This window comes from Roseibium salinum (genome assembly GCF_026240905.1).
GTDB classification, from domain to species: domain Bacteria; phylum Pseudomonadota; class Alphaproteobacteria; order Rhizobiales; family Stappiaceae; genus Roseibium; species Roseibium salinum.
Window position 1 is genome coordinate 2,671,437 of sequence record NZ_JAPEVI010000003.1, and the last position, 22,453, is coordinate 2,693,889.

The 22,453-nt window shown below is 61.9% G+C and carries 20 protein-coding genes and 1 pseudogene; 11 read left to right on the plus strand and 10 right to left on the minus strand.

The annotated features are described in order from the left end of the window. Positions 1-66: 66 nt before the first annotated feature. From ON753_RS16945 to ftsH, 3 genes are all read left to right on the plus strand, one after another. Positions 67-1,110: a Fe(3+) ABC transporter substrate-binding protein gene (locus ON753_RS16945; protein WP_265963789.1), complete on the plus strand. Its 1,044-nt coding sequence runs from the start codon at positions 67-69 to the stop codon at positions 1,108-1,110. A 379-nt stretch (positions 1,111-1,489) separates the two neighbouring features. Beyond that, positions 1,490-3,181: an ABC transporter permease gene (locus ON753_RS16950; RefSeq protein ID WP_265963790.1), complete on the plus strand. Its 1,692-nt coding sequence runs from the start codon at positions 1,490-1,492 to the stop codon at positions 3,179-3,181. Between the two features lie 161 nt (positions 3,182-3,342). After that, entirely contained in the window at positions 3,343-5,166 is a 1,824-nt protein-coding gene (ftsH, locus tag ON753_RS16955) for an ATP-dependent zinc metalloprotease FtsH (protein WP_265963791.1), read from the plus strand. A gap of 129 nt (positions 5,167-5,295) precedes the next feature. Here ftsH and ON753_RS16960 read toward each other — a convergent pair whose 3' ends face one another. Then, on the minus strand, positions 5,296-5,922 hold the full coding sequence (locus ON753_RS16960) for a CoA transferase subunit B (RefSeq protein WP_265963792.1): 627 nt from the start codon (positions 5,920-5,922) through the stop codon (positions 5,296-5,298). Between the two features lie 13 nt (positions 5,923-5,935). After that, positions 5,936-6,631, minus strand: a complete 696-nt coding sequence (locus ON753_RS16965; protein ID WP_265963793.1) for a CoA transferase subunit A — start codon at positions 6,629-6,631, stop codon at positions 5,936-5,938. Between the two features lie 313 nt (positions 6,632-6,944). On the opposite strand from ON753_RS16965, the gene ON753_RS16970 reads away from it, so the two are divergent. Next, positions 6,945-7,175 (plus strand): DUF6460 domain-containing protein, encoded by a 231-nt coding sequence (locus ON753_RS16970; protein WP_265963794.1) that lies wholly within the window; start codon positions 6,945-6,947, stop codon positions 7,173-7,175. 9 nt (positions 7,176-7,184) lie between these two features. On the opposite strand, the pseudogene ON753_RS16975 reads toward ON753_RS16970, so the two are convergent. The 5 genes and pseudogenes from ON753_RS16975 to ON753_RS16995 all read right to left on the minus strand — a co-directional run bounded on the left by ON753_RS16975 (position 7,185) and on the right by ON753_RS16995 (position 12,823). Beyond that, a pseudogene (locus ON753_RS16975) lies at positions 7,185-8,008 on the minus strand (ABC transporter permease). Beyond that, entirely contained in the window at positions 8,005-8,931 is a 927-nt protein-coding gene (locus tag ON753_RS16980; protein ID WP_265963795.1) for an ABC transporter permease subunit, read from the minus strand. Before ON753_RS16980 ends, ON753_RS16975 begins: the two are co-directional and overlap by 4 nt. A gap of 20 nt (positions 8,932-8,951) precedes the next feature. Continuing rightward, the gene (locus ON753_RS16985) at positions 8,952-10,109 is read right to left on the minus strand and encodes an ABC transporter ATP-binding protein (protein ID WP_265963796.1); all 1,158 of its coding nucleotides are present in this window, start codon (positions 10,107-10,109) and stop codon (positions 8,952-8,954) included. A gap of 79 nt (positions 10,110-10,188) precedes the next feature. Further along, positions 10,189-11,268, minus strand: a complete 1,080-nt coding sequence (locus ON753_RS16990; protein ID WP_265967188.1) for a polyamine ABC transporter substrate-binding protein — start codon at positions 11,266-11,268, stop codon at positions 10,189-10,191. A gap of 166 nt (positions 11,269-11,434) precedes the next feature. Then, positions 11,435-12,823 (minus strand): glutamine synthetase family protein, encoded by a 1,389-nt coding sequence (locus ON753_RS16995; protein ID WP_265963797.1) that lies wholly within the window; start codon positions 12,821-12,823, stop codon positions 11,435-11,437. Between the two features lie 145 nt (positions 12,824-12,968). On the opposite strand from ON753_RS16995, the gene ON753_RS17000 reads away from it, so the two are divergent. The 7 genes from ON753_RS17000 to ON753_RS17030 all read left to right on the plus strand — a co-directional run bounded on the left by ON753_RS17000 (position 12,969) and on the right by ON753_RS17030 (position 19,369). Continuing rightward, positions 12,969-13,685 (plus strand): GntR family transcriptional regulator, encoded by a 717-nt coding sequence (locus ON753_RS17000; RefSeq protein WP_265963798.1) that lies wholly within the window; start codon positions 12,969-12,971, stop codon positions 13,683-13,685. A gap of 144 nt (positions 13,686-13,829) precedes the next feature. Further along, positions 13,830-15,236 (plus strand): glutamine synthetase family protein, encoded by a 1,407-nt coding sequence (locus tag ON753_RS17005; protein ID WP_377047359.1) that lies wholly within the window; start codon positions 13,830-13,832, stop codon positions 15,234-15,236. 33 nt (positions 15,237-15,269) lie between these two features. Next, entirely contained in the window at positions 15,270-16,664 is a 1,395-nt protein-coding gene (locus ON753_RS17010) for an aspartate aminotransferase family protein (RefSeq protein WP_265963799.1), read from the plus strand. A gap of 132 nt (positions 16,665-16,796) precedes the next feature. Further along, entirely contained in the window at positions 16,797-17,189 is a 393-nt protein-coding gene (locus tag ON753_RS17015; RefSeq protein ID WP_265963800.1) for a YciI family protein, read from the plus strand. Then, the gene (locus ON753_RS17020; protein WP_265963801.1) at positions 17,158-18,396 is read left to right on the plus strand and encodes an RNA polymerase sigma factor; all 1,239 of its coding nucleotides are present in this window, start codon (positions 17,158-17,160) and stop codon (positions 18,394-18,396) included. Before ON753_RS17015 ends, ON753_RS17020 begins: the two co-directional genes overlap by 32 nt. A gap of 123 nt (positions 18,397-18,519) precedes the next feature. Next, positions 18,520-18,900, plus strand: a complete 381-nt coding sequence (locus ON753_RS17025) for a VOC family protein (protein ID WP_265963802.1) — start codon at positions 18,520-18,522, stop codon at positions 18,898-18,900. Between the two features lie 61 nt (positions 18,901-18,961). Beyond that, positions 18,962-19,369 carry an MAPEG family protein gene (locus tag ON753_RS17030; RefSeq protein WP_265963803.1) on the plus strand — a complete coding sequence of 136 codons (408 nt, stop codon included), beginning with the start codon at positions 18,962-18,964 and terminating at the stop codon, positions 19,367-19,369. An 81-nt stretch (positions 19,370-19,450) separates the two neighbouring features. On the opposite strand, the gene ON753_RS17035 is transcribed toward ON753_RS17030, so the two are convergent. Genes ON753_RS17035 through ON753_RS17045 form a run of 3 tightly spaced genes read right to left on the minus strand, consistent with a single transcriptional unit; the run spans position 19,451 to position 22,425 of the window. After that, a complete protein-coding gene (locus ON753_RS17035; protein WP_265963804.1) occupies positions 19,451-19,984 on the minus strand; it encodes a DUF934 domain-containing protein in 534 nt (177 codons plus the stop codon). A 34-nt stretch (positions 19,985-20,018) separates the two neighbouring features. Next, complete coding sequence (locus tag ON753_RS17040; RefSeq protein ID WP_265963805.1) at positions 20,019-20,780, minus strand: phosphoadenylyl-sulfate reductase; 762 nt, start codon at positions 20,778-20,780, stop codon at positions 20,019-20,021. Continuing rightward, positions 20,767-22,425, minus strand: a complete 1,659-nt coding sequence (locus tag ON753_RS17045; RefSeq protein WP_265963806.1) for a nitrite/sulfite reductase — start codon at positions 22,423-22,425, stop codon at positions 20,767-20,769. The genes ON753_RS17040 and ON753_RS17045 overlap by 14 nt, the downstream gene beginning before the upstream one ends. Between the last annotated feature and the right edge of the window lie 28 nt (positions 22,426-22,453).

Below are 22,453 nucleotides of genomic sequence, written 5' to 3' on the forward strand. Positions count from 1 at the left end.
CATAGTCCCGGCCAAGGCTGAAGCCACCCGCTGAAGCATGAAATCATGATAATATGGGAGACCTAGATGCGTTCCACACTCCGCTCCGTTACCTGCGCCGTTGCGCTGGCTACGACGGCCTTTGCTGCGGCGCCCGCGTTCGCTGACGGTGAAGTGAATATCTATTCCTACCGCCAGCCGTTCCTGATCCAGCCCCTGCTGGATGCGTTCACCGCGGAAACCGGCATCACCACGAACGTGGTTTTTGCCGACAAGGGTCTTGGAGAGCGAATTGCCGCGGAAGGCGAAAACTCTCCGGCGGATGTACTTCTGACCGTCGACATCGGCCGCCTCGACGGCGCCAAGCAGCTCGGCATTACCCAGCCGGTGACTTCGGACGTCGTCAACGAGAACGTCCCGGCAGAGTTCCGGGATCCGGAAGGCCACTGGATCGGCCTCACCAACCGCGCCCGGATCATCTATGCGTCCAAGGACCGGGTCGAGCAGGACACGATCACCTATGAAGAGCTGGCCGACCCGAAGTGGAAGGGCCGCATCTGCACCCGCTCCGGTCAGCATTCCTACACCATCGGCCTCATCGCTTCGATGATCGCTCACCATGGCGAGGAAAAAACCGAAGAATGGCTGGCAGGCGTCCGTGACAACCTTGCCACCAAGCCGTCCGGCAACGACCGCTCGCAGGTGAAATCCGTTTATGCGGGCGAGTGCGACATCTCGATCGGCAACACCTATTACATGGGCCACATGCAGACCAACGAGAAAGAGCCGGAGCAGCAGGAGTGGGCCGATAGCGTCCGCATTCTGTTCCCGAACTCCGAAGGTCGCGGCAGCCACGTCAACCTGTCCGGTGTCGCTCTGGCCAAGCATGCGCCGAACGCGGAAAATGCGCTCAAACTGATCGAGTTCCTGTCCTCCGACGAAGCGCAGAAGATCTACGCGGAAGCCAATTACGAGTATCCGGTCAAGCCGGGCGTCGAGGTTTCCGAGCGCGTTCAGAGCTGGGGCGAGCTGAAAAAGGACTCGCTGTCTCTGGCGGAGATCGCGGAAAACCGCAAGAAGGCCAGCGAGATCGTCGACAACGTCGGCTTCGATGACGGTCCGGCTTCCTGAGCCCGCCACACGCAAACAAGAGAAAGCGCCGCTCTCCCGCGGCGCTTTTTTGCATTTTGACCCGATTGGCTTTACTTCCCTGAAGTCTAGGGTGCGGACCCATAAATGAGGATGAAATGGTTTGAGGCGGATTGCGCGTCCTCAAGAAGCGGAAGCGTAGGAAATGTGGCCCATTTTCAAGCCTTTCGCGACGTAGAGGAGGCACAATCCGGTCAAATCCGAAGGACATGAAAATGGCTTCACCCCGCTTCGTCAGCGCGCTTGACCGGGCACACAGCCCGCTCTGCGCACCCTTCCTAACGGTGTTTCGCCAATCTCATGCCATTTCGTCCTCATTTATGAGTCCGCACCCTATAAACCGATAGAGAAAAGACCCTCGTTGCTGCGCACGCCATCCCTCACATTTGCCGATCGTTTCTGGCGCATTGCCGCACTCGCAGTTGCAGCGATGGTGCTGCTGCCGATGGCCGCCATCGTGTCGATCGCGCTGGCGCCCACGGGAGATGTCTGGGGCCATCTGCTGCAATCGGTGCTGCCGCGGGCGGTCCAGACGACGCTGCTTCTGATGCTGGGCGTCGGCCTGATTACCGGCATCGCCGGGGTGGGAACCGCGTGGCTGGTGACGATGTGCGAGTTTCCCGGCCGCAGGATCCTGGATTGGGCGCTGCTGGTACCGCTCGCGGTTCCGACCTACATCGTCGCCTTCGCCTATGTGGAAGTGCTTGACTATACCGGACCGGTTCAAGGCCTGCTGCGCGACATCTTCGGCTTCACGACGTCCCGGGACTACTGGTTTCCGGAAATCCGCTCTCTGGGCGGCGCCATTTTCGTCATGGGCGTGGTGCTCTACCCGTACGTCTACCTGACCACCCGGGCGAGTTTTCTGATCCAGTCGGCCTCCATGCTGGATGTCTCCCGCACGCTCGGATCCTCGCCCTATGGAATGTTCTTCCGTATCGCCCTGCCGCTTGCCCGTCCGGCGATCGCGATCGGAGTTTCGCTGGCACTGATGGAGTGCCTCAATGATATCGGCGCGGTGACGTTTTTCGGCGTCAAGACCCTGACCTTCTCGGTCTATGACACATGGCTGAACCGCTCCAGCCTGGGCGGAGCGGCGCAGCTTGCCCTGGCCATGCTCCTGATGGTGTTTGCGCTCCTGTGGGTGGAGCGGTTCGGACGCCGCAAGCAGCGCTTTCACACCGGAGGCGGCAGCAAATACCACCCGCCCACCCGGTTCGACCTGAACCGATGGCAGGGAACTCTGGCACTGATCCTTTGCGTTGTGCCGATCATTCTCGGCTTCGTCGTTCCCGGGCTTCTCCTGGCGGACAGGGCCAGCCGGCGGCTCGACGACCTTTCCTCCGGCGCTTTCCTGACCTCTGTGTGGAACAGCTTCAGCCTGGCCGCAGTGGCGGCCTTGCTGACCGTCGTCATTTCCGTGTCGCTGGCCTATGCCCTGCGCCTCAACAGAAAGGGACTGCTGAGCGTCGCAGTCCGCCTCGCGTCGATCGGCTATGCCATTCCCGGCACGGTTCTGGCTATCGGCATCCTGGTTCCGATGGCCAGCTTCGACAATTTCCTCGACGCCCGCATGGAGGCCTGGTTCGACATCAGCACCGGGCTCCTGTTCCTGGGGAGCGGAGCGGGGCTCGTCTATGCCTACGTGGTGCGTTTCCTTGCCGTCTCCTACGGACAGGTGGAAGGCGGCTTTGGCCGCATAACCCCGCATCTGGACATGGCCGCGCGGACCCTGGGGCGCAACACCAGCCAGATTCTGGGTCAGGTGCACCTGCCGATCCTCAAACCCGTCCTGCTGTCCGCCGCCCTGCTCAGTTTCGTCGACTGCATGAAAGAGCTGCCCGCGACGATCCTCCTGCGCCCGTTCAATTTCGAGACCCTGGCCACCACCGTTTTCGAAGCTGCTTCCCGAGAGGCCTTCGAGGAAGCCGCCCTGCCCTCGCTGGCTATCGTTCTCGTCGGCCTGATCCCGGTGATCTACCTGGCCCGCTCCAGCGCTTCCTCCTTCCGCACGAGACTGTCCAAACGCCAGCTTGCAGCCGCTAAGAGCTAGTACAGGTCCGGAAGTGCACCGATGAGATCCAACGGGCGGCGCCGCTTGAGCGACCGCGCCCGCCTGGAGGCATTTGCAGAAGAATTTCCAATGACTTGACACTTGCGGGGCGAGTTGTCCCAATGGCGGTATCGCCACGACATCGCCGGGACGGATTTTCGATGGAAAAGAAGCACCAGATCAATCTTTGGTACGCGGTCATCGCGCTCATGCTCGTGTTCCTGTTCCAGAGCTGGTGGGTGGCCTACAAGAACGTCGAGTCCATTCCCTACAGCCAGTTCGAGCAGTATCTCAAGGACCGGAAGATCGAAGAGATCGCGATCAAGGAAAACACCATCGAAGGCAAGTTCAGGCAGCCTTTGGAGGACGGCAGGCAGTATTTCGTCACCACGCGCGTCGACTTGCCGCTTGCCGAAGAGCTCAGCCAGTATGATGTGAAATTCACCGGCGTCATCCAGAGCACCTTTATCCGCGATATTCTCTCCTGGGTTCTTCCGGTGCTGCTGCTGTTCGGCCTGTGGGCGTTCTTCATCCGCCGCTTTGCCGAAAAGCAGGGCTTCGGCGGCATGATGACCGTCGGCAAATCCAAGGCGAAGGTCTATGTCGAAACAGGCGTTCCCGTCCGCTTTGACGATGTTGCCGGCGTCGACGAGGCAAAGCTTGAGCTTGTGGAAGTCGTCGACTTCCTGAAGGACCCCGGCTCCTACGGCCGCCTGGGCGCCCACGTCCCCAAGGGCATTCTGCTGGTCGGGCCTCCGGGAACAGGCAAGACGCTTCTGGCCCGGGCGGTTGCCGGCGAAGCCGGTGTGCCCTTCTATTCCATCTCCGGCTCCGAATTCGTCGAGATGTTCGTCGGCGTCGGCGCGGCGCGGGTGCGTGATCTGTTCGAACAGGCGCGCAAGGCTGCGCCCGCCATCATCTTCATCGACGAACTGGACGCGCTCGGCCGGGTCCGGTCCATGGGAGGCATGGGCTCAAACGACGAAAAGGAGCAGACGCTCAACCAGCTGCTGACCGAACTGGACGGGTTCGATCCCACCAGCGGGATCATTCTCCTGGCGGCCACCAACCGGCCGGAGATCCTGGACCCGGCCCTCCTGCGGGCCGGGCGCTTCGACCGTCAGGTGCTCGTGGACCGCCCCGACAAGATCGGGCGGCGCGCGATCCTCGAGGTTCACGTCAGGAAGATCAAACTCGATCCGGACATGGACCTGGGCCAGGTGGCCCAGATCACCGCCGGCTTCTCGGGCGCGGACCTTGCGACGCTCGTCAACGAGGCCGCCCTGCTCGCCACACGGCGAAAGGCCGACAAGGTGTCCCAGCAGGACTTCAACGAAGCCGTCGAACGGGTGGTCGCGGGGCTTGAGAAACGCAGCCGGATCCTGTCCGACAAGGAGCGCAAGACGGTCGCCTATCACGAGATGGGCCACGCGCTGGTCGCCGCCAACCTGGAGGGTTGCGATCCGGTGCACAAGATCTCGATCATTCCGCGCGGCATCGGCGCCCTCGGCTATACGATGCAGCGGCCCACGGAAGACCGCTTCCTTCTGTCGACCAGGGATCTGGAGAACCGCATGGCGGTGCTGATGGGCGGACGGGCGGCGGAGGAAATCGTCTTCGCGGAAATCTCCACGGGAGCGTCGGACGACCTGCAAAAGGTAACGGAAGTCGCCCGCGACATGGTCATGCGCTACGGCATGGAAAAGTCCCTCGGCAACCGCGCCTATTCCACCCAGCGTCAGAACTTCCTGGGTCAGCCCTCCGGCGACGTGAGCGAAGTGTCGGAGCAGACGCAGCGTGAAATTGATCTCGCCATCAAGACGAGGGTGGAAGCCGCCTTCATGCGCGCCAAGGAGCTGCTGAATGCTCACCGCAAGGAGCTCGATGAAGGCGCCGCCCTGCTTCTGTCAAAGGAAACGCTGACTGATCAGGACTATCCTGCCCTCAAGCCGGTTTCCCTGCGCGAGAAACACGCAGCGGAGTAGCGCCGGATGTTGGATCTCGATACGCGTCTGAGTACGGCCCCGTAAGATTGAAACGAAAAGGGCGCCCGCGCGCTAGGCGGACGCCCTCATACCATCAAGGATGGCGATCGGCTCGGGCCGCGTCCTATGTCAAGCGATCGCCGCTTCGGTTTTTTCCTTCACTTCGTCAAGCGTCACCTCCGGTGCGAGCTCGACGACTTTCAGGCCGTCTTCAGTGACGTCGAAAACACCGAGATTGGTGATGATCCGGTTGACGCAGTGCACGCCGGTCAGGGGAAGCGAGCACTCCTTCAGGAGCTTCGGATCGCCGGCCTTGGACGTATGGTCCATGATGACCACCACCCGTTTGACACCGGCCACCAGATCCATGGCGCCGCCCATGCCCTTGACCATCTTGCCCGGGATCATCCAGTTGGCGAGGTCGCCCTTCTCGGAGACTTCCATGGCGCCGAGGATCGACAGGTCGATGTGACCGCCGCGGATCATGGCGAAACTGTCGGCAGACGAGAAATAGCTCGTCTTGGGCAGCTCGGTGATCGTCTGCTTGCCGGCATTGATCAGGTCGGCATCAACCTCCTCATCGGTGGGAAACGGGCCCATGCCGAGCATGCCGTTTTCGGACTGCAGCGTCACATGAACGCCTTCCGGGATGTAGTTCGACACCAGGGTCGGGATACCGATCCCCAGGTTCACGTAGAAACCGTCTTCAAGCTCTTGCGCAGCGCGCTTTGCCATATCATCGCGAGTCCAGGCCATGATGTGATCCTCCTCAGGCTGCGCGCGTGGTGCGCTTTTCGATGCGTTTTTCGTGAGTGCCGACGACGATACGGTCGACAAAGATGCCGGGGGTGTGGATGTGGTCCGGATCGAGTTCACCGACCTCCGCCAGCTGCTCCACTTCCACCACGCAGACCTTGCCGGCGGTCGCCATCATCGGGTTGAAGTTGCGCGCGGTCTTCCGGTAGATCAGGTTGCCTTCCTTGTCGGCCTTCCATGCCTTGATCAGCGACAGGTCCGCGACCAGGCCGGTCTCCATGATGTAGGTCTCGCCGTTGAAGTCCTTGTGTTCCTTGCCCTCGGCAATCAGCGTGCCGACGCCGGTCTTGGTATAGAAGCCCGGGATGCCCGCTCCGCCTGCGCGGATGCGCTCGGCCAGCGTGCCTTGCGGATTGAATTCAAGTTCCAGCTCGCCGTTCAGGTACTGCTTCTCGAACGTGGCGTTTTCGCCCACATAGGACGAGACCATCTTCCTGATCTGGCGCGTCTGCAGCAGGAGACCGAGACCGAAGTCGTCGACGCCGGCATTGTTGGAAATGGCCGTGATGTCTCTGGTTCCGGACTCCCGAAGGGCGACGATCAGGTTTTCCGGAATACCGCACAGACCGAACCCTCCGGCCATCACCATCATGCCGTCGAAAGTCAGCCCCTCCAAGGCTGTCTTTGCATCCGGGTAGATTTTGTTCATCTTTCACTCCCACTCAGTCTCGTTAGGCGCATGGGCGGCACATTCACCGCTAGTTCCACTTCGGTCAAGTTATCTTTGATGCAATGCAGCGAAAAACATGACTGAACCGTCACTTAATCGATTTGAGCAATTCCGGCTCTTCCAAAGGGTCAACGTCCCTGCTGTGCTGCATCGTTTTTGCCAGGTTGTTTATGGTTTTTAAATTGTTAAGGCAAAGAATTGGCGCGCTGCGTCGGCAGGTTACCGCCTGACGGACGCGGACCTTGTTCAATGGGACGAACGAAAGAAACACACAGCTGTGTATCCCTTCCTGGTGACAGTTTTCAAGATCGCGGTCATCTCCCTTCTGGTCGGTGCGGGGCTTTCGTTTGTCAATATTACGGCGCAGGACATTCTCGGATCGGTCGGCCTCAGCCCGTTGGAGCTTTGGATCTACATGATCGAATTCCGGGACTGGGCAATCCCGAACATGATCCTGGGCGCCGTCATCGTCGTGCCGGTCTGGCTGGTCATCTACCTGTTCCGCCCGCCACGCTCCGGATGAGCGGCCGGTTCAGCCCTCCGCGCCAAACGCCGCCCGTTCATCCCGCTCCCTTTGCACCTGCTGGCGCTTGGTGACGATCGAGGCGACGATCACCGCGACGGTCACCAGTGCGACGAGAATGGTGCAGACGGCATTGATTTCCGGCGTTACCCCGAGCCGCACCTGGGAGTAGATCTTCATCGGCAACGTGGTTGCGCCCGGCCCGGTGGTGAAGCTGGCGATCACAAGATCGTCCAGCGACAGGGTGAAGGCCAGCATCCAGCCGGCGACGACACCGGGCAGAATGATCGGCAGGGTGATCAGGAAGAAGGTCTTGACGGGCGGGCAGCCGAGATCCTCCGCCGCTTCCTCGATGGACCGGTCGAAACCCACCAGCCGCGACTGGACGACGACCGCCACATAGCACATGGCGAAAGTGGTGTGCGCCAGCATCACGGTCCAGAAACCGCGCGACTGGTCCATGGCCACGAACAGAAGCAGCAGGGAGAGACCGAGGATCACCTCCGGCATCACGAGCGGCGCGAAAATCATGCCCGAAAAAGCGAGCGTCCCACGAAACGTCCGGAGCGCACCAGCACGAGCGCGGCCAGGGTGCCGAGTACGGTGGCGATGCTCGCGGACGCGAAGGCCACACGCAGCGTCACCCAGGCCGCATCCAGAAGCTGGTCGTTGTGCAGGAGCGACGCATACCACTTGGTCGAGAACCCGCCCCAGACCGTGACCAGACGACTTTCGTTGAACGAATAGATCACCAGGAGCACGATGGGCAGATAGAGGAACGAAAAGCCCAGGACGAGAGAGGTGATGTTGAACCAGGTCGGGCCGCGCCTCATCCGTCTCTCTCCGCAATTTTCTGCTGCTGGTTCTGGAAGAGCACGATCGGGATCACCAGGATCATCAGCAGGATAACGGCAACCGCCGAGGACACCGGCCAGTCGCGGTTGTTGAAGAACTCGACCCACAGGGTCTTGCCGATCATCAGCGTGTTGGAGCCGCCAAGAAGATCCGGAATGACGAATTCACCGACCGCCGGAATGAACACCAGGAAGCAGCCGGCGATCACGCCGGGAAGCGACAGCGGCACGGTGATCTTCCAGAACGCCTTCCAGGGCGGACAGCCAAGATCCTCCGCGGCCTCCAGCAGACTGACGTCCAGGCGCTCCAGGCTCGCATAGAGCGGCAGGACAAGGAACGGCAGGTAGGAATAGATGATGCCGATGAAGACGGCCATGTTGGTGTTCAGGATCACCAGCGGCTCGTCGATCAGGCCGAGCGTCAGGAGAAGCTGGTTGAGCAGCCCTTCGTTCTTGAGGATACCGATCCAGGCATAGACGCGGATGAGGAAACTGGTCCAGAAGGGCAGGATTACCAGCATCAGCAGGGTCGGCCGCAGCCGGTGCGGCGCACGCGCCATGCCATAGGCGATCGGGTAGCCGATCAACAGGGTGAGCATCGTCGAAATGCCGGCGATGATCACCGAGGAAATATAGGATTTCCAGTAGAGATCGTCTTCGGTCAGCCAGACGTAGTTTTCAAACGAAAACTCGGTGAGATTGTCCGTGAAAACCTGCCAGCCCCCGGCAAGATCGAAGGTGGGAACATAGGGCGGGATGGCGATCGCCACCTGGGACAGGGAGATCTTGAAGACGATCAGGAACGGCGCCAGGAAGAAGATCAGCAGCCAGAGATAGGGCATCGCAATGAGAAGCCAGCCACCCAGGGTCCGCCTTGCAGGAGCTACAGCCTTTTCTTCCATTGCTGTTTCCCGTCCCTTTCCTAGCCTTTCAGGATGACGCCCGCGTCCCGGCCGAACGATAGGACGACTTCGTCATCCCAGGTGATGGGGTTTTCAACCATGCGGGAGACATTGGCGAAGGTCGCACGCAGCGTGTCGTGATGGTCCGCTCCCACCTTGGCATGAATGATCGACACGTCGCCGAGATAGCCGATGTCCCAGACGACACCGCCCACCTGGTTGACCGCGCCCTCTTCCGTACGGCCCTGGGCGATGCGGACCTTTTCCGGTCGGATGGCATACCAGACGGTGTCGCCGACATCGGCATCGCTGGTCTGGTCGCTGTCGATCGTGAAACCGCCCTTTACCGGCTGCAGCCGGACCCCGTCCGCGGATTTCTCGGTGATCTTCGCTTCGATCAGATTGATGTCGCCGATGAAATCGGCCACGAACTTGGAGCTGGGCGCCTCGTAGATCTCGGCCGGGGTCGCCACCTGGACCAGCTCGCCCTTGTCCATCACGGCGATCCGGTCGGCGACGGTCATGGCTTCCTCCTGGTCGTGGGTGACGATCAGGAAGGTCACCTTGAGCTCCGTCTGCAGGTTCATCAGCTCGAACTGGGTTTCCTCGCGCAGCTTGCGGTCCAGCGCCCCGAGCGGTTCGTCGAGCAGCAGTACCTTGGGCCGCTTGGCGAGGGACCGGGCGAGCGCGACACGCTGGCGCTGGCCACCGGACAGCTGGTGCGGTTTGCGCTTGGCAAATTGCTCCAGTTTGGTCAGCCGCAGCATTTCCGCCACCCTGGCATCGATTTCCGAGGCAGGCAGCTTGTCCTGCTTCAGGCCGAAGGCAATGTTCTTCTCCACGCTCATATGCGGGAAAAGGGCATAGGACTGGAACATCATGTTGGAAGGACGCCGGTAAGGCGGAATGCCGGCCATGTCCTGCCCGTCCAGGAAGATCTGGCCGGAGGTCGGCGTCTCGAACCCTGCCAGCATGCGCATGAGCGTGGTCTTGCCGCATCCCGAACCGCCGAGCAGCGCGAAGAATTCGCGCTCATAGATTTCCAGGGACAGGTTGTTGACGGCGACGAAGTCACCGAACTTCTTGGTCACGTTGCGGAATTCGATGAAGGGCGGGTGGTCCGGGTGCTCCCAGGGACTGAATTCCCGGCGCACAGGTCCTATTGATTTCTTCGCCAAAACAATCCCCCGCCCCTAAGAGACCCATCCGAAACACGGACTGGCCGGGCCATGGTAAGGCCCGGCAGCCTGGTGCGGCTTACTGGCCGCTTTTGACAGTCGTCCAGGTGCGCGTGAGCACGCGGTTCACCTTCGGCGGATAAGGGCTGATCGTGTAGAGGTTCTTTACCGCCTCTTCCGGCGGATAGATCGCCGGGTCACCGATCACGTCCTCGTTCAGGTGCTCCTGGGAGGCCTTGTTGCCGTTGGCGTAGTAGACATAGTTGGATGCCTTGGCCATGACTTCGGGGCGCATGATGTAGTTCAGGAATTCATGCGCTTCATCCTTGTGCGGCGCGTCGGCCGGAATGGCCATCTGGTCGAACCACATCAGGGCGCCTTCCTTCGGGATCGAATACTCGACGGTGACGCCGTTGTCGGCTTCCGCCGCGCGGTCGCGGGCCTGCAGCACGTCGCCGGACCAGCCGATCGCCAGGCAGATGTCGCCGTTAGCCAGTGCGTTGATGTATTCGGAGGAATGGAACTTCTGGATATAGGGGCGGATAGTCATCAGAAGTTCGCCCGCCTTCTCGATATCCGCCGGATCCTTGCTGTCCGGATCAAGGCCCAGATATTTCATGGCTGCCGGGATCAGCTCCGTCGGAGCATCCAGAACATGCACACCGCAATCCTTCAGCTTTTCCATGTTCTCCGGCTTGAAGAACAGGTCCCAGCTGTCGACCGGCGCGTCTTCGCCAAGCGCGGCCTTCACCTTCTCGACATTGTAGCCGAGCCCGGTGGTGCCCCACATGTAGTTGATGGAATGCTTGTTGCCCGGATCGTATTTCTCGACACGTTCCTCGATCTCCTTCCACATGTTGGAAAGGTTCGGCAGCTTGGATTTGTCGAGCTCCATGAAGACGCCGGCCTGGATCTGACGGGCGAGGAAGGTTCCGGTCGGCACAACGACGTCATAGCCCGTCCCACCGGCCAGCAGCTTGGTTTCCAGCACTTCGTTGCTGTCAAAGACGTCGTAGACGACTTTGATGCCGGTTTCCTTGGTGAAATCCTCCAGGATCGACTCATCGATATAGTCGGACCAGTTGTAGACATTCACCACGCGCTCCTGAGCGAGCGCCATGCCGCTCATCAGGCCGAGAGCGGCGACACCGGTCAACATGGTTTTCAACGTCATTTTTGAACTCCCCTCAGAGTTTTGTCGACAGCCCCAAACGGGCCTTGTCCCTGATTGCAAACGGACATTCGCGCTGTTCGCGTCTTATCTGTCCCGCACATTGGCGATGGCGCCGGTTTTTGTCCAGCGTCGATTTTGGGCACTTGCCACGTCACAAATATGTCTGGCGTTCCAGAGATGAGATCTCCCGCCCGAATTCGTTAAGCTCCTCCCGCTTGATCTCGGTCAGGACCTTGTGCATCTCTTTTCCGACAGCCTGCTTCATCAGCCTGGATGCCTCGAAGGCATCGATTGCTTCATCCATCCACGGGGTGAGGCGCTTCTTGCGTTTCTCATAGGCGTTGCCCGTCACCGGAGCGGGCGGGTCCTTCTTCAGCCTGAGGCCTTCCATCATGCCGGCCAGAATGCCGGTCAGGACCAGATACGGATTGGCATCCGCCCCCGCGATCCGGTGCTCCACGCGGGCGGCTTCCGGGCTGGATGCCGGAACGCGCAGCGCAACGGAGCGGTTGTCGAAGCCCCAGCAGATCGAGGCAGGCGCATAGGAGCCCGGCTGCATGCGGCGGAAGCCGTTGAAGGTGGAGATGAAGAGGAGCAACGCCTCCGGCATGGTTTTCAAAAGGCCGTTGATGGCAAAATGCAGCCGTTCGCCGCCCTTGTCCGGATCGGCGAAGAAATTGCCCTTCTCGTCTTCCATCGAAACATGGACATGCATGCCGTTGCCCGGCCATTCCACGAAGGGCTTGGCCATGAACGAGGCCTTGAGCTGGTGCTTGCGCGCAACCCCGGCGACCAGCCGGCGCAGCATGACCACATCGTCGGCCGCCAGCAGCGGATTGCGGCGGTGATGGAGGTTCAGCTCGAACTGGCCGGGAGCGGCTTCCGAAACGGCGGCATCGGCGGGAATGCCCTGCGCCTCGCAGGCCGTGCGCAGATCGTCGACCACCGGCAGCAGCGCCTCGAGATCCGAGAGCGCATACATGTTCTGGCGGGCGGGGCCGAGATGGGTTGAAAACAGCGGCTTGGGCTGCTCGGTCCAGTCGCCCTCGCTCTCCTCGAAGAGATAGAATTCCAGCTCGAAGGCACAGGTCGCCGTCAGGCCGTACTCGTCGGCCAGGCGGTCCACCATGTTCTCCAGGACATGGCGCGGGTCGGCCAGGAAAGGCTGGCCGTCCCTTTCATACATTGAGAGGAGCACCTGGGCCGTCTTGCGCTCCGCCCAGGGAACGAACTTCAGCGTTTCGGGGATCGGCCAGCAGACGCCGTCCTTGTCGCCGGTTTCCAGATGCATGCCGGTCGATTCGACCTCGCGGCCCCACACGTCCAGTCCGAACAGGGAAAAGGGCAAGGCGACGCCCTGCTCGAAGACCTTCTGGAGGGCCTTGCCGGGCAGCCACTTGCCGCGCAGGACGCCATTCGTGTCCGGAAGGATGACTTCCAGCGTGTCCAGATCCGGGTGGGCGGCCAGAAAGGCCTCGAAGTCCGTCTTCCATCCGGGTTCGGCCGGATGTTCGAGAATCTGGTGGGGAAGCTCGTTCATTTACGCCCTGCTTTCGACTGGCGCATCAGATCCCCTCCGGCGGCCAGCTTTTGTTTGCTTCATTTTCAAAAATGTGATCACTTTCCCGAAAGCCTGTCAAGGTTGATCCTGAAATTGGCTTTTTGACCGCATAAGGAATACGCCATTGCCCCAACGGCGATCCGCTTTGCAATCGGGCCCGGCCAAAGGCGCCGCAGCCTCTCTTCCCTCATCGCGCGGCGCGACGCGCCACCAGGTGGATGTTGCCGTCCGCTCCGGCCTGCTGACGGGACGGTTCATACCCGGAAAGTCGGTGACGATCCGCGGGCTGGCCGCCGAACTGGGCGTCAGCCCGATGCCCGTGCGCGAGGTTCTGCAACGGCTCGGAGCGGAGAATGCGCTGGAGGTCAAGTCCAACGGCCGGGTCCAGGTGCCGGACATGACACCGGACCGCTTCGACGAGATCCTGAAAGCCCGGCTTCTGCTGGAACCCGAACTGGCGGAACTGGCCCTGCCGCATCTGACCGGCCGCGATGCGAGGGATCTGGAGGCCATCGACGACGATATCGACAGATGCCTGGTCAGCGGCGACGCGGAGGCCTATATGCGGCTGAACCATGCGTTCCATTTCCGCATCTACCGGGCGTCCTTATCCCGGGTTCTGCTGCCGCTGATCGACAGTCTGTGGCTGCAATTCGCACCGTTCATGCGGACCGTCTACGGCCGGGTCGGCACGGGGATCCTGAAGGACCGGCACAAGGAGGCGATCCGGGCGATCGAACTTCAGGACAGGGTGGGTCTGCACGCCGCCATCGCCGCCGACATCTCCGACGGCATGGGCATCCTCGGCCGGGAAATCCTCTCCCGTGAAAGTGCCGGTTGATCTGCGCCGCGAGCCGTGTCATTTTGTGATCACAAAATATCCCGTTGCCCGTAATGCGCCAAGCCAGCCTGTGTCCGCCGGCCTGTCCGCGTATAAAGCCGGCCGAAGCGCATTTCCTTCGGCACTCAACCATTGGAGCTTCCCGTGACTGCAGAAACGCCTGCCCAGGATAACCTTGATCCGACCGACAGCCTGCGCGGTGTCCCGGACGTCGAGGCCGCACGGGAATGGCTGCACACCCGAAACATCCAGGACATCGAGTGCATCGTGCCGGACCTTGCCGGTGTCGCCCGCGGCAAGATGATGCCGACGGAAAAGTTCTTTTCCGGCCCGGTCATGACGATGCCGGCCTCGATTTTCGCGCAGACGATCTCCGGCGATTATCCGGAGGACGACGAGTGGTTTCAGCACAATCCCACCGACGGCGACCTGTATTTCCGGCCGGACTACAGCACGCTGACCACCGTGCCTTGGGAAAGCGACCCGACGGCGCAGCTCATCCATGACGCCTATACGCGACAGGGCGCGCCGCTGGAGACAGCGCCGCGCAACGTCCTGAAACGCGTCCTGAAGCTCTATGAAGACAAGGGCTGGGAGCCGGTCGTCGCTCCCGAAATCGAATTCTACCTGGTCAAGCCGAACACCGACCCGGACTATCCCCTCGAGCCGCCCCGCGGCCGCTCCGGACGCCCGGAGGTCGGCCGGCAGTCCTATTCGATTTCGGCGCTCAACGAGTTCGACGACCTGATCGACGACATCTACGACCTGTCGGAACAGCAGGGGCTCGAAATCGACACCATGATCCACGAGGAAGGCGCGGCGCAGATGGAAATCAACCTGCGTCACGGCAATCCGCTCGTCCTTGCCGACCAGGTGTTTCTGTTCAAGCGCACGATCCGCGAGGCGGCCCTGCGGCACGAGATGTACGCCACCTTCATGTCCAAGCCGATGTCGAACCAGCCCGGCTCGGCCATGCATATCCACCAGTCGGTCATCGACAAGGAGAGCGGCCGGAACATCTTTGCCGGCGAAAACGGCGAGGAAACGCCCGCCTTTCTCTCCTTCATCGCCGGGCATCAGAAGTACCTGCCGAAGGTGACCTGCGTCATGGCGCCTTTCGTGAATTCCTACCGGCGCTTCTCGAAAACCTCGACATCCCCTGTCAATGTCTACTGGGGTTATGACAACCGCACGGTCGGCCTGCGCGTGCCCTATTCCAGCCCGCAGGCCCGGCGCCTGGAAAACCGCATTCCGGGATCGGATGCAAACCCCTATCTCGCCATCGCCGCGAGCCTGGCCTGCGGCTATCTCGGCATCGTCCACGGCCTGAAGCCGGATTCTCCGAAGTCGGACGACTGCTCGAGCCGATCCAAATCATTGCCCCGCGGCCTGCCGGAAGCGCTCGGAAAATTCGAGAAATCCGAAGAGATGGTCGAAGTCTTCGGCGAACAGTTCGTCGCCACCTACCGGGCGATCAAATACGAGGAGTTCGAAACCTTCATGTCGGTGATCAGTCCATGGGAGCGGGAATACCTGCTGCTCAACGTCTGATCGCGTGTCTCAATCTCTTCCGGAGCTCTTGCCATGACGGCCCATTCCAACATCTACCCCACCAAGGCCCTTCAGGACCTCGATGCCGCCCATCACTGGCATCCCTTCTCCGATATGAAGTCGCTGAACAAGGAAGGCAGCCGGGTGATTATCCGGGCCGACGGCGTCTGGCTGACGGATTCGGAAGGCAACAGGATCCTCGACGGCATGGCCGGGCTGTGGTGCGTGCAGGTCGGTCACGGCCGCAAGGAAATCGCCGACGCCGTCTACAGGCAGATGAACGAGCTCGCCTATTACAACACCTTCTTCAAGACGACCCATCCTCCCGTCATCGCCCTGTCGGAAAAGCTGGCAAAGCTCGCGCCCGATCACATCAACACCGTGTTCTATTGCTCTTCCGGCTCGGAAGCCAACGACACGGTGTTCCGCATGGTGCGCACCTACTGGGACAAGATGGGCAAGCCGGACAAGAAGGTTATCATCGGCCGCTGGAACGGCTATCACGGCTCCACGCTGGCCGGCACCAGCCTCGGCGGCATGAAGGGCATGCACGCCCAGGGCGACCTTCCGGTCCCGGGCGTCCACCACATCGACCAGCCCTACTGGTTCGGCGAAGGCCATGAGATGAGCCCGGACGAGTTCGGCGTCCATGCCGCACGCAAGCTGGAACAGGCCATCGACGAGATCGGCGAAGACAAGATCGCCGCTTTCATCGCCGAGCCGATCCAGGGCGCCGGCGGCGTCATCATTCCGCCGGAAACCTACTGGCCTGAGATCCGCCGCATCCTCAAGGAACGCGACATCCTGTTCGTGTCCGACGAAGTGATCTGCGGCTTCGGCCGTCTCGGCGAATGGTTCGGGTCGACCCATTACGGGATGGAGGCCGACCTGATGCCGATCGCCAAGGGTCTCACTTCCGGCTACCTGCCCATGGGCGGCGTCATGGTGTCCGACCGGGTGGCGGAAGGCCTGATGCTTGCCGGCGAAGAGTTCTACCACGGCTACACCTATTCAGGTCATCCGGCCTGCGCGGCGGCCGCGCTCGCCAATCTGGAGATCATTGAACGCGAAGGCCTCGTGGAGCGGGTCAAGTCCGACATCGGACCTTACCTCAAGGAGCGCTGGCTGAAGCTCGGCGATCACCCGCTGGTCGGCGAAGCCCGCATGACCGGCCTTGTCGGTGCGCTGGAACTTGTGCCGGACAAGAAGAACCCGCACAAACCGTTCCGCGAAGTCGGCGCCGCCGGCGTCATCTGCCGCGACACATCCTTCGGCAACGGCATGGTCATGCGCGCCGTGCGCGACAGCATGATCATCTCGCCGCCGCTGGTCCTGACGCACGAGGAAGCCGATTTCCTCGTCGCGACGGTGGAAAAGACGCTCGACGACACCTACCGGACCCTGATGCGCGACGGCTGGCTGGGCTGATTCCCCGCCTGCCGTCATGGCGGCAGGCCTTGTCCCTTTCCGTCATCCGGACCGATTTTCTTCACGCCCACTGTCGGCTAAGCTGCCGCCCGCACGTTCCTTGGTCAGCGCCAGGGCACCGGAGGATTGGACATGCTGTTTTCTGTATTGATTTACGCCAACGAGGATTTCATCGACGCGCTCAGCTCCGAGGAGCGAGAGGCGCTTTTGAAAAAGCACCGCACCTTTCACGAACACACCAAGGCCAACAGGAATTTCGCCGCGGCCAGCAAGCTGATGTCGACCGGAACCTCCGTCACCATCAGCCGCGAAAGCGGCGACTATGTCGTCACGGACGGTCCCTTTACCGAAACCAAGGAACAGTTCCTGGGCTTTTACCTGATCGACTGCGCGACGCTGGAAGAAGCCATCGAGGCGGTGAAACTGCTGCCGCTCGACCATGGACGTATCGAGGTTCGTCCTGTCGACTTTTTCGAGGGGTCCGATTTCAGGAATGGCGAACGCCTGGTTATCAACGCATCTTAGGGCTGCCCGCCCCCGCGTTCTGGCTGCCCTGAACCGCGCCTTCGGCGATCTCGATCTTGCCGAGGACGCGTTTCAGGAAGCTTCGCTCAGGGCGCTGAAAGCATGGCGGCAGGATCAAGTGCCGAACGATCCGGCGGCCTGGTTGATCATTGCCGGCCGGAATGCCGGAATTGATGCCATTCGCAGGAAAAGCCGCGAGAAGCTGTCGGCGCCGGAGGATCTTGAACCGGCGTTCGACGGCACCCATCCGGAGCGCGAACTGACGGTTTCTCTGGATCAGGCGGTCTACCGGGACGACGTCCTGCGGCTGCTGTTTACCTGCTGCCATCCGGTCTTGCGCCGCGACCAGCAGATCGCGCTCGCGCTTAAGGTCGTCGCCGGCCTCTCGGTCGACGAAATCGCCCGGGCCTTTCTGGTGCAGCCGAAGACCATGGAGCAACGCATCACCCGCGCCAAGAAGCGGCTCCAGGCGGCCCGGCTCACCTATGAAGAGCCGGACGCCGCGGCCCGGGCCGGGCGCATTTCGGCTGTGGCGAACGCGATCTATCTTGTCTTCAACGAAGGCTATTCCGCCGCACAGGGACCGAAGCTGATCCGGGCGACGCTCTGCGAGGAAGCAATCCGCCTCGCGCGCCTCGCCGTGCGCCTTTTCCCGGAGGAGCCGGAGCTGCGCGGGCTTCTGGCGCTCTGCCTTATCCAGCATTCCCGGCACCGCGCGCGGCTGACCGCGGACGGAGAGGCGGTTACGCTGGAACAGCAGGACCGGTCTCTGTGGGACCGCACGCTGATTGCCGAAGGCAATATCCTGCTGGAAGCCGCCCTGCGTTCGGCGCGGCCCGGTCCGCTGCAGATCGAGGCGGCGATTGCCGCGACCCATACGCAGGCCCCTTCCTTCGAAGCGACGGACTGGAACGAGATCGAACGGCTCTACCGGGCGCTGGAACTGATCCGACCCTCCCCCGTCGTCGCCCTCAACCGGGTCGTGGTTCTCGCGCGGCTGCACGGCCCCGCCCCTGCCCTCGCCCGCCTCGACGCGATCGCCGCGCCGCTCGAACGCTATGCCAATTTCCATGCGGTCAAGGGATCGTTCCTGGCCGATCTGGGCAGGATGGAGGAAGCACGGCGCGCCTTTGAGCTGGCCTTCGATCTTGCCGGAACCGAGGCCGAACGCGAACACGTCAGGGCGAAGTTGAAGGAACTGTCCTGACCGGCTGCCCTTTCCATGCGGGTCGCCGAAAAATTTCCGATCGCCTGTCGGTTTGATGCGGGCCCGCCCGTCCTCTGGATACCTGGACCTTCCAGGCAGCATTTCACAAAGAGGATCGAACATATGAGCAATCCGTCAGAAACCCATGGCGCCTTCAGCTGGATGGAACTGCATTGCAACGATGCGGGCAAGGCAAAGTCATTTTACACAAGTCTTCTCGGCTGGGGCAGCGAGACCGTCGATGTCGGCGTCGGCCCCTACACCATGGTCACCAACGGCGGAGAAAAGATCGGCGGCTTGCCGGACATGCCGGCGGACACGCCCCGCTGGCTGCCCTATGTCACGGTCGACGATGTCGACGCCCGTGTCGAAAAGGCGCGGTCCCTCGGTGCGACCGTCACCAGCGAACCGATGGACGTTCCGCAGGTCGGCCGCTTCGCCATCCTCAACGATCCTGTCGGCGGCGTGATCGCCCTGATCACCTATGAAGCGCCTTCTGCCTAGATCAGTCTGATTGCAGTGTCCGGCCGGTCCCGAACCGGTCGGCCCTTCCGGAGAGTTCAAGATGGAACTGGTGTCTTCAATTCCGGTGACCGTTATCTTCATTGCGGTGTTTGCGCTGCTGCAGATCCCGATCACCGTTGCCGTCGGCCTGCGCCGGGTGAAAACCGGCATTCATTTCCTCGACGGCGGCGATCAGATCCTGTTGCAGCGCATGCGCGCGCACAGCAATTTCACCGAAACGGTGCCGATGACGCTGCTTGCCATGGCCGCCGCCGAGACTGCAGGCGCCCCGCCTCTGCTCCTTTGGACAGGCGGCAGCGTGCTGCTTGCCGGCCGCCTCCTGCACTACGGCACGCTCGTCACCTCGCCATTCGGCAACGGCCGCGCGGTCGGTATGATCCTGACGCTGACGCCTCTCTTCGTCTTCCCGGCCTATGTGCTTCTGGCGGTTGCAGGACTGACGCTCTGACTTCAGGCAGGCAAAAAACAATCGACCGGGTACGAAGTCCCGGCCGATTTCAGCTTGTTCGGATTTGTGGTCTGTCCAGGTTTATTCCGCGGCGACGGCGATATCACGGTGCGAGCGGCGGGCCCAGGGGCGGGTACCCTCCGGGATTTCGTCCACGGTGCCGACCGGCTGCAGGTATTTGGTCACTTCCGGCCATTCGCCCGCCTGCAGGGATTTCAGCACTTCCGGCTTGGAAATCTCGAACGAGCTCACGCCGCAGCGGCGGGCGAGCGGCACCTGGTCGAGGATGTATTTTCCGAGGGCACGGATATCGCCCTTGTAGCCAATCTGCTCGCGCAGGATGCGGGCGGCGGAAAAGCCGCGGCCGTCGGAGAAGCTCGGGAAATCAACGGCAACGAGTGCGAGGCGATCCAGGTAGGGCTCGAGCTTCGCGACATCGTCACCGGCTTCGACCACCACGGCGGTCTTGCCGCCGCGGGAAAGATAAGCTTCCGCGTCCGCCAGGAAGAGGGTCAGCGGCACCAGCGCATCGCCTTCGGCGGCCGCACCGGTTTCCGCGTCGACCCGCAGCCAGCTTTCCTCGACGAACTCGCCGTCCTTGAATATCGTTGCCATTCTTTGCGTCCTCAAAATCCAAATGCGGCAGTGCTCAGATACCGCTGCCGTCGACTTCCTTGCCATGGGTCGGCCAGTGAATGCCGCATTCCGTCTTGTCCTGGCCGCGCCAGCGTCCGGCACGGGGGTCCTCTCCGGGCGCGACCTTGCTGGTGCAGGGCAGACAGCCGATGGAGGGATAGCCCTGCGCGACCAGCGGATGCGGCGGCAGATCGTGGGTCCTGGCATAGTCCAGGATATCGGCCGGTGTCCAGTTCGCCAGCGGATTGACCTTCACCCGGCCCGCATCGATCTCGAAGAACTCCAGCGTGGCGCGCGTGGCGCTCTGGAAACGCTTGCGGCCCGAAATCCAGGCATCGAACCCGTCGAGTGCCCGCTCCAGCGGCAGAACCTTGCGGATATGGCAGCAGGTGTCGGTGTCGTTCATCCAGAGCATGCCGGCCGGATCGTTCCTGGCGAGATCTTCGCCGTCCGGCTTCTGAGTGCGCACATTGGTGAGGCCGAGCCGCTCGATGAGCTCGTCACGATAGATCAGCGTTGCCGGAAACAGCTTCACCGTATCGATGAAGAGCACCGGCGTCGACGGATCGACCTGTGCCACCATGTGCAGGAGCACGGCGGAATCCGCACCGAAGCTGGAGACCATGGCAATGCCGCCGGCAAACTGGTCCCGGATGGCCGCCGTCAGGATCTCCTGGGCGGTCGCATCTTCGTATTGGGCGTTCAGGGCGGCGACTTCCGCCTGCAGACCCAGGTCCGGATCAACGCCTAGGCTGAATGTCTCATGCAGCGCCATAAAGGGCCTCCTTGAATGGCGCCTCCCCGATACGGCGATATGCCTCCAGGAAGGTCTCCTCTTTGCCTGAGCGCAGGCCGAGATAGGTATCGACCAGCTTCTCGATTGCTTCGACCACTTCCTCGGACGAGAAGCCGCGGCCGATGATTTCGCCGATGGATGCGTTTTCGTCGGCGGAGCCGCCGAGCGTCACCTGATAGAATTCCTCGCCCTTTTTCTCCAGGCCGAGAATGCCGATATGGCCGACATGGTGGTGACCGCAGGCATTGATGCAGCCGGAGATCTTGATCTTCAGCTCACCGATTTCCGCCTGGCGGCTCGCCGTGCCGAAACGCTCGGAAATGCGCTGCGCCACCGGAATGGACCGGGCGGTCGCCAGCGCGCAGTAGTCCATGCCCGGGCAGGCTATGATGTCGGTGATGAGACCGGCATTGCCTTCGGCGATTTCCGCTGCGACCAGCTTGTCGAACAGGGCCGGAAGGTCATCGAGCTTCACATGCGGCAGGATGACGTTCTGCTCATGGCTGATGCGCAGTTCGTCATGGCCGAATTCTTCAGCCAGGTCCGCGATCGCGTCCATCTGTTCGGCCGACGCATCGCCCGGGATGCCGCCGATCGGCTTCATGGACAGCGTCACGGAGGTGTAGCCCGGCACCCGGTGCGGGTTGAGGTTATGCGCCACGAACTGGGCAAAGGCGGCATCGCTGTCGCGGCGCGCCTCGACAGCCGCGGAGGTCGGCGAGCCGACTTCCAGCGGCGGCGGAGCGAAATAGGCCTCAATGCGGCGCACTTCCTCGTCCGGCAGGCGCAACACGCCGAAACGGATCTTCTCGAATTCCGCCTCGATGTCCGCCTTCAGTTCTTCCAGGCCGGTCTCATGCACGAGGATCTTGATGCGCGCCTTGTACTTGTTGTCCCGGCGGCCATAGCGGTTGTAAACGCGCAGGATCGCCTCCGAGTAGGCCAGAAGGTCTTCTTCGGGCAGGAAGTCGCGCACCTTGCGGCCGATCATCGGCGTGCGGCCGAGACCGCCGCCGACAAAGACGACGAAGCCGATCTCGCCCTTGTCATTGCGGGCCAGCTGCAGGCCGATGTCATGCACCTGGACGGCGGCACGGTCGCTCGGCGCGCCGGTGATGGCGATCTTGAACTTGCGCGGCAGGAACGAGAATTCCGGATGCAGCGACGACCACTGGCGCAGGATTTCCGCATAGGGGCGCGGGTCGGCGATCTCGTCGGCGGCCGCGCCGGCGAAATGGTCCGCGGTCACGTTGCGAATGCAGTTGCCGGAGGTCTGGATGGCGTGCATCTCGACTTCCGCCAGCTCTTCCAGGATCTTCGGCGTGTCTTCCAGCTTCGGCCAGTTGTACTGGATGTTCTGGCGCGTGGTGAAGTGGCCATAGCCCTTGTCGTAGGTGCGGGCGATATGGGCCAGCTTGTGCATCTGCCGGCTGTTCAGCGTGCCATAGGGAATGGCGACGCGGAGCATGTAGGCATGAAGCTGCAGGTAGAGACCGTTCATCAGGCGCAGCGGCTTGAACTCGTCCTCGGTCAGTTCACCGGCCAGGCGGCGGCGGACCTGATCCTTGAACTGTTCGGTGCGCTGATTGACAAAACTCGCGTCAAATTCGTCGTAGCGATACATGTCTGATCTCCTAACGGGGCGCTGCCAT

Coding starts and splice junctions, on each gene's coding strand:
- ON753_RS16945 (WP_265963789.1), top strand. CDS start 67: ATGCGTTCCACACTCCGCTCCGTTACCTGCGCCGTTGCGCTGGCTACG.
- ftsH (WP_265963791.1), top strand. CDS start 3,343: ATGGAAAAGAAGCACCAGATCAATCTTTGGTACGCGGTCATCGCGCTC.
- ON753_RS16960 (WP_265963792.1), bottom strand. CDS start 5,922: ATGGCCTGGACTCGCGATGATATGGCAAAGCGCGCTGCGCAAGAGCTT.
- ON753_RS16965 (WP_265963793.1), bottom strand. CDS start 6,631: ATGAACAAAATCTACCCGGATGCAAAGACAGCCTTGGAGGGGCTGACT.
- ON753_RS16980 (WP_265963795.1), bottom strand. CDS start 8,931: ATGGAAGAAAAGGCTGTAGCTCCTGCAAGGCGGACCCTGGGTGGCTGG.
- ON753_RS16990 (WP_265967188.1), bottom strand. CDS start 11,268: ATGTTGACCGGTGTCGCCGCTCTCGGCCTGATGAGCGGCATGGCGCTC.
- ON753_RS16995 (WP_265963797.1), bottom strand. CDS start 12,823: ATGAACGAGCTTCCCCACCAGATTCTCGAACATCCGGCCGAACCCGGA.
- ON753_RS17010 (WP_265963799.1), top strand. CDS start 15,270: ATGACGGCCCATTCCAACATCTACCCCACCAAGGCCCTTCAGGACCTC.
- ON753_RS17015 (WP_265963800.1), top strand. CDS start 16,797: ATGCTGTTTTCTGTATTGATTTACGCCAACGAGGATTTCATCGACGCG.
- ON753_RS17020 (WP_265963801.1), top strand. CDS start 17,158: ATGGCGAACGCCTGGTTATCAACGCATCTTAGGGCTGCCCGCCCCCGC.
- ON753_RS17025 (WP_265963802.1), top strand. CDS start 18,520: ATGAGCAATCCGTCAGAAACCCATGGCGCCTTCAGCTGGATGGAACTG.
- ON753_RS17030 (WP_265963803.1), top strand. CDS start 18,962: ATGGAACTGGTGTCTTCAATTCCGGTGACCGTTATCTTCATTGCGGTG.
- ON753_RS17035 (WP_265963804.1), bottom strand. CDS start 19,984: ATGGCAACGATATTCAAGGACGGCGAGTTCGTCGAGGAAAGCTGGCTG.
- ON753_RS17040 (WP_265963805.1), bottom strand. CDS start 20,780: ATGGCGCTGCATGAGACATTCAGCCTAGGCGTTGATCCGGACCTGGGT.
- ON753_RS17045 (WP_265963806.1), bottom strand. CDS start 22,425: ATGTATCGCTACGACGAATTTGACGCGAGTTTTGTCAATCAGCGCACC.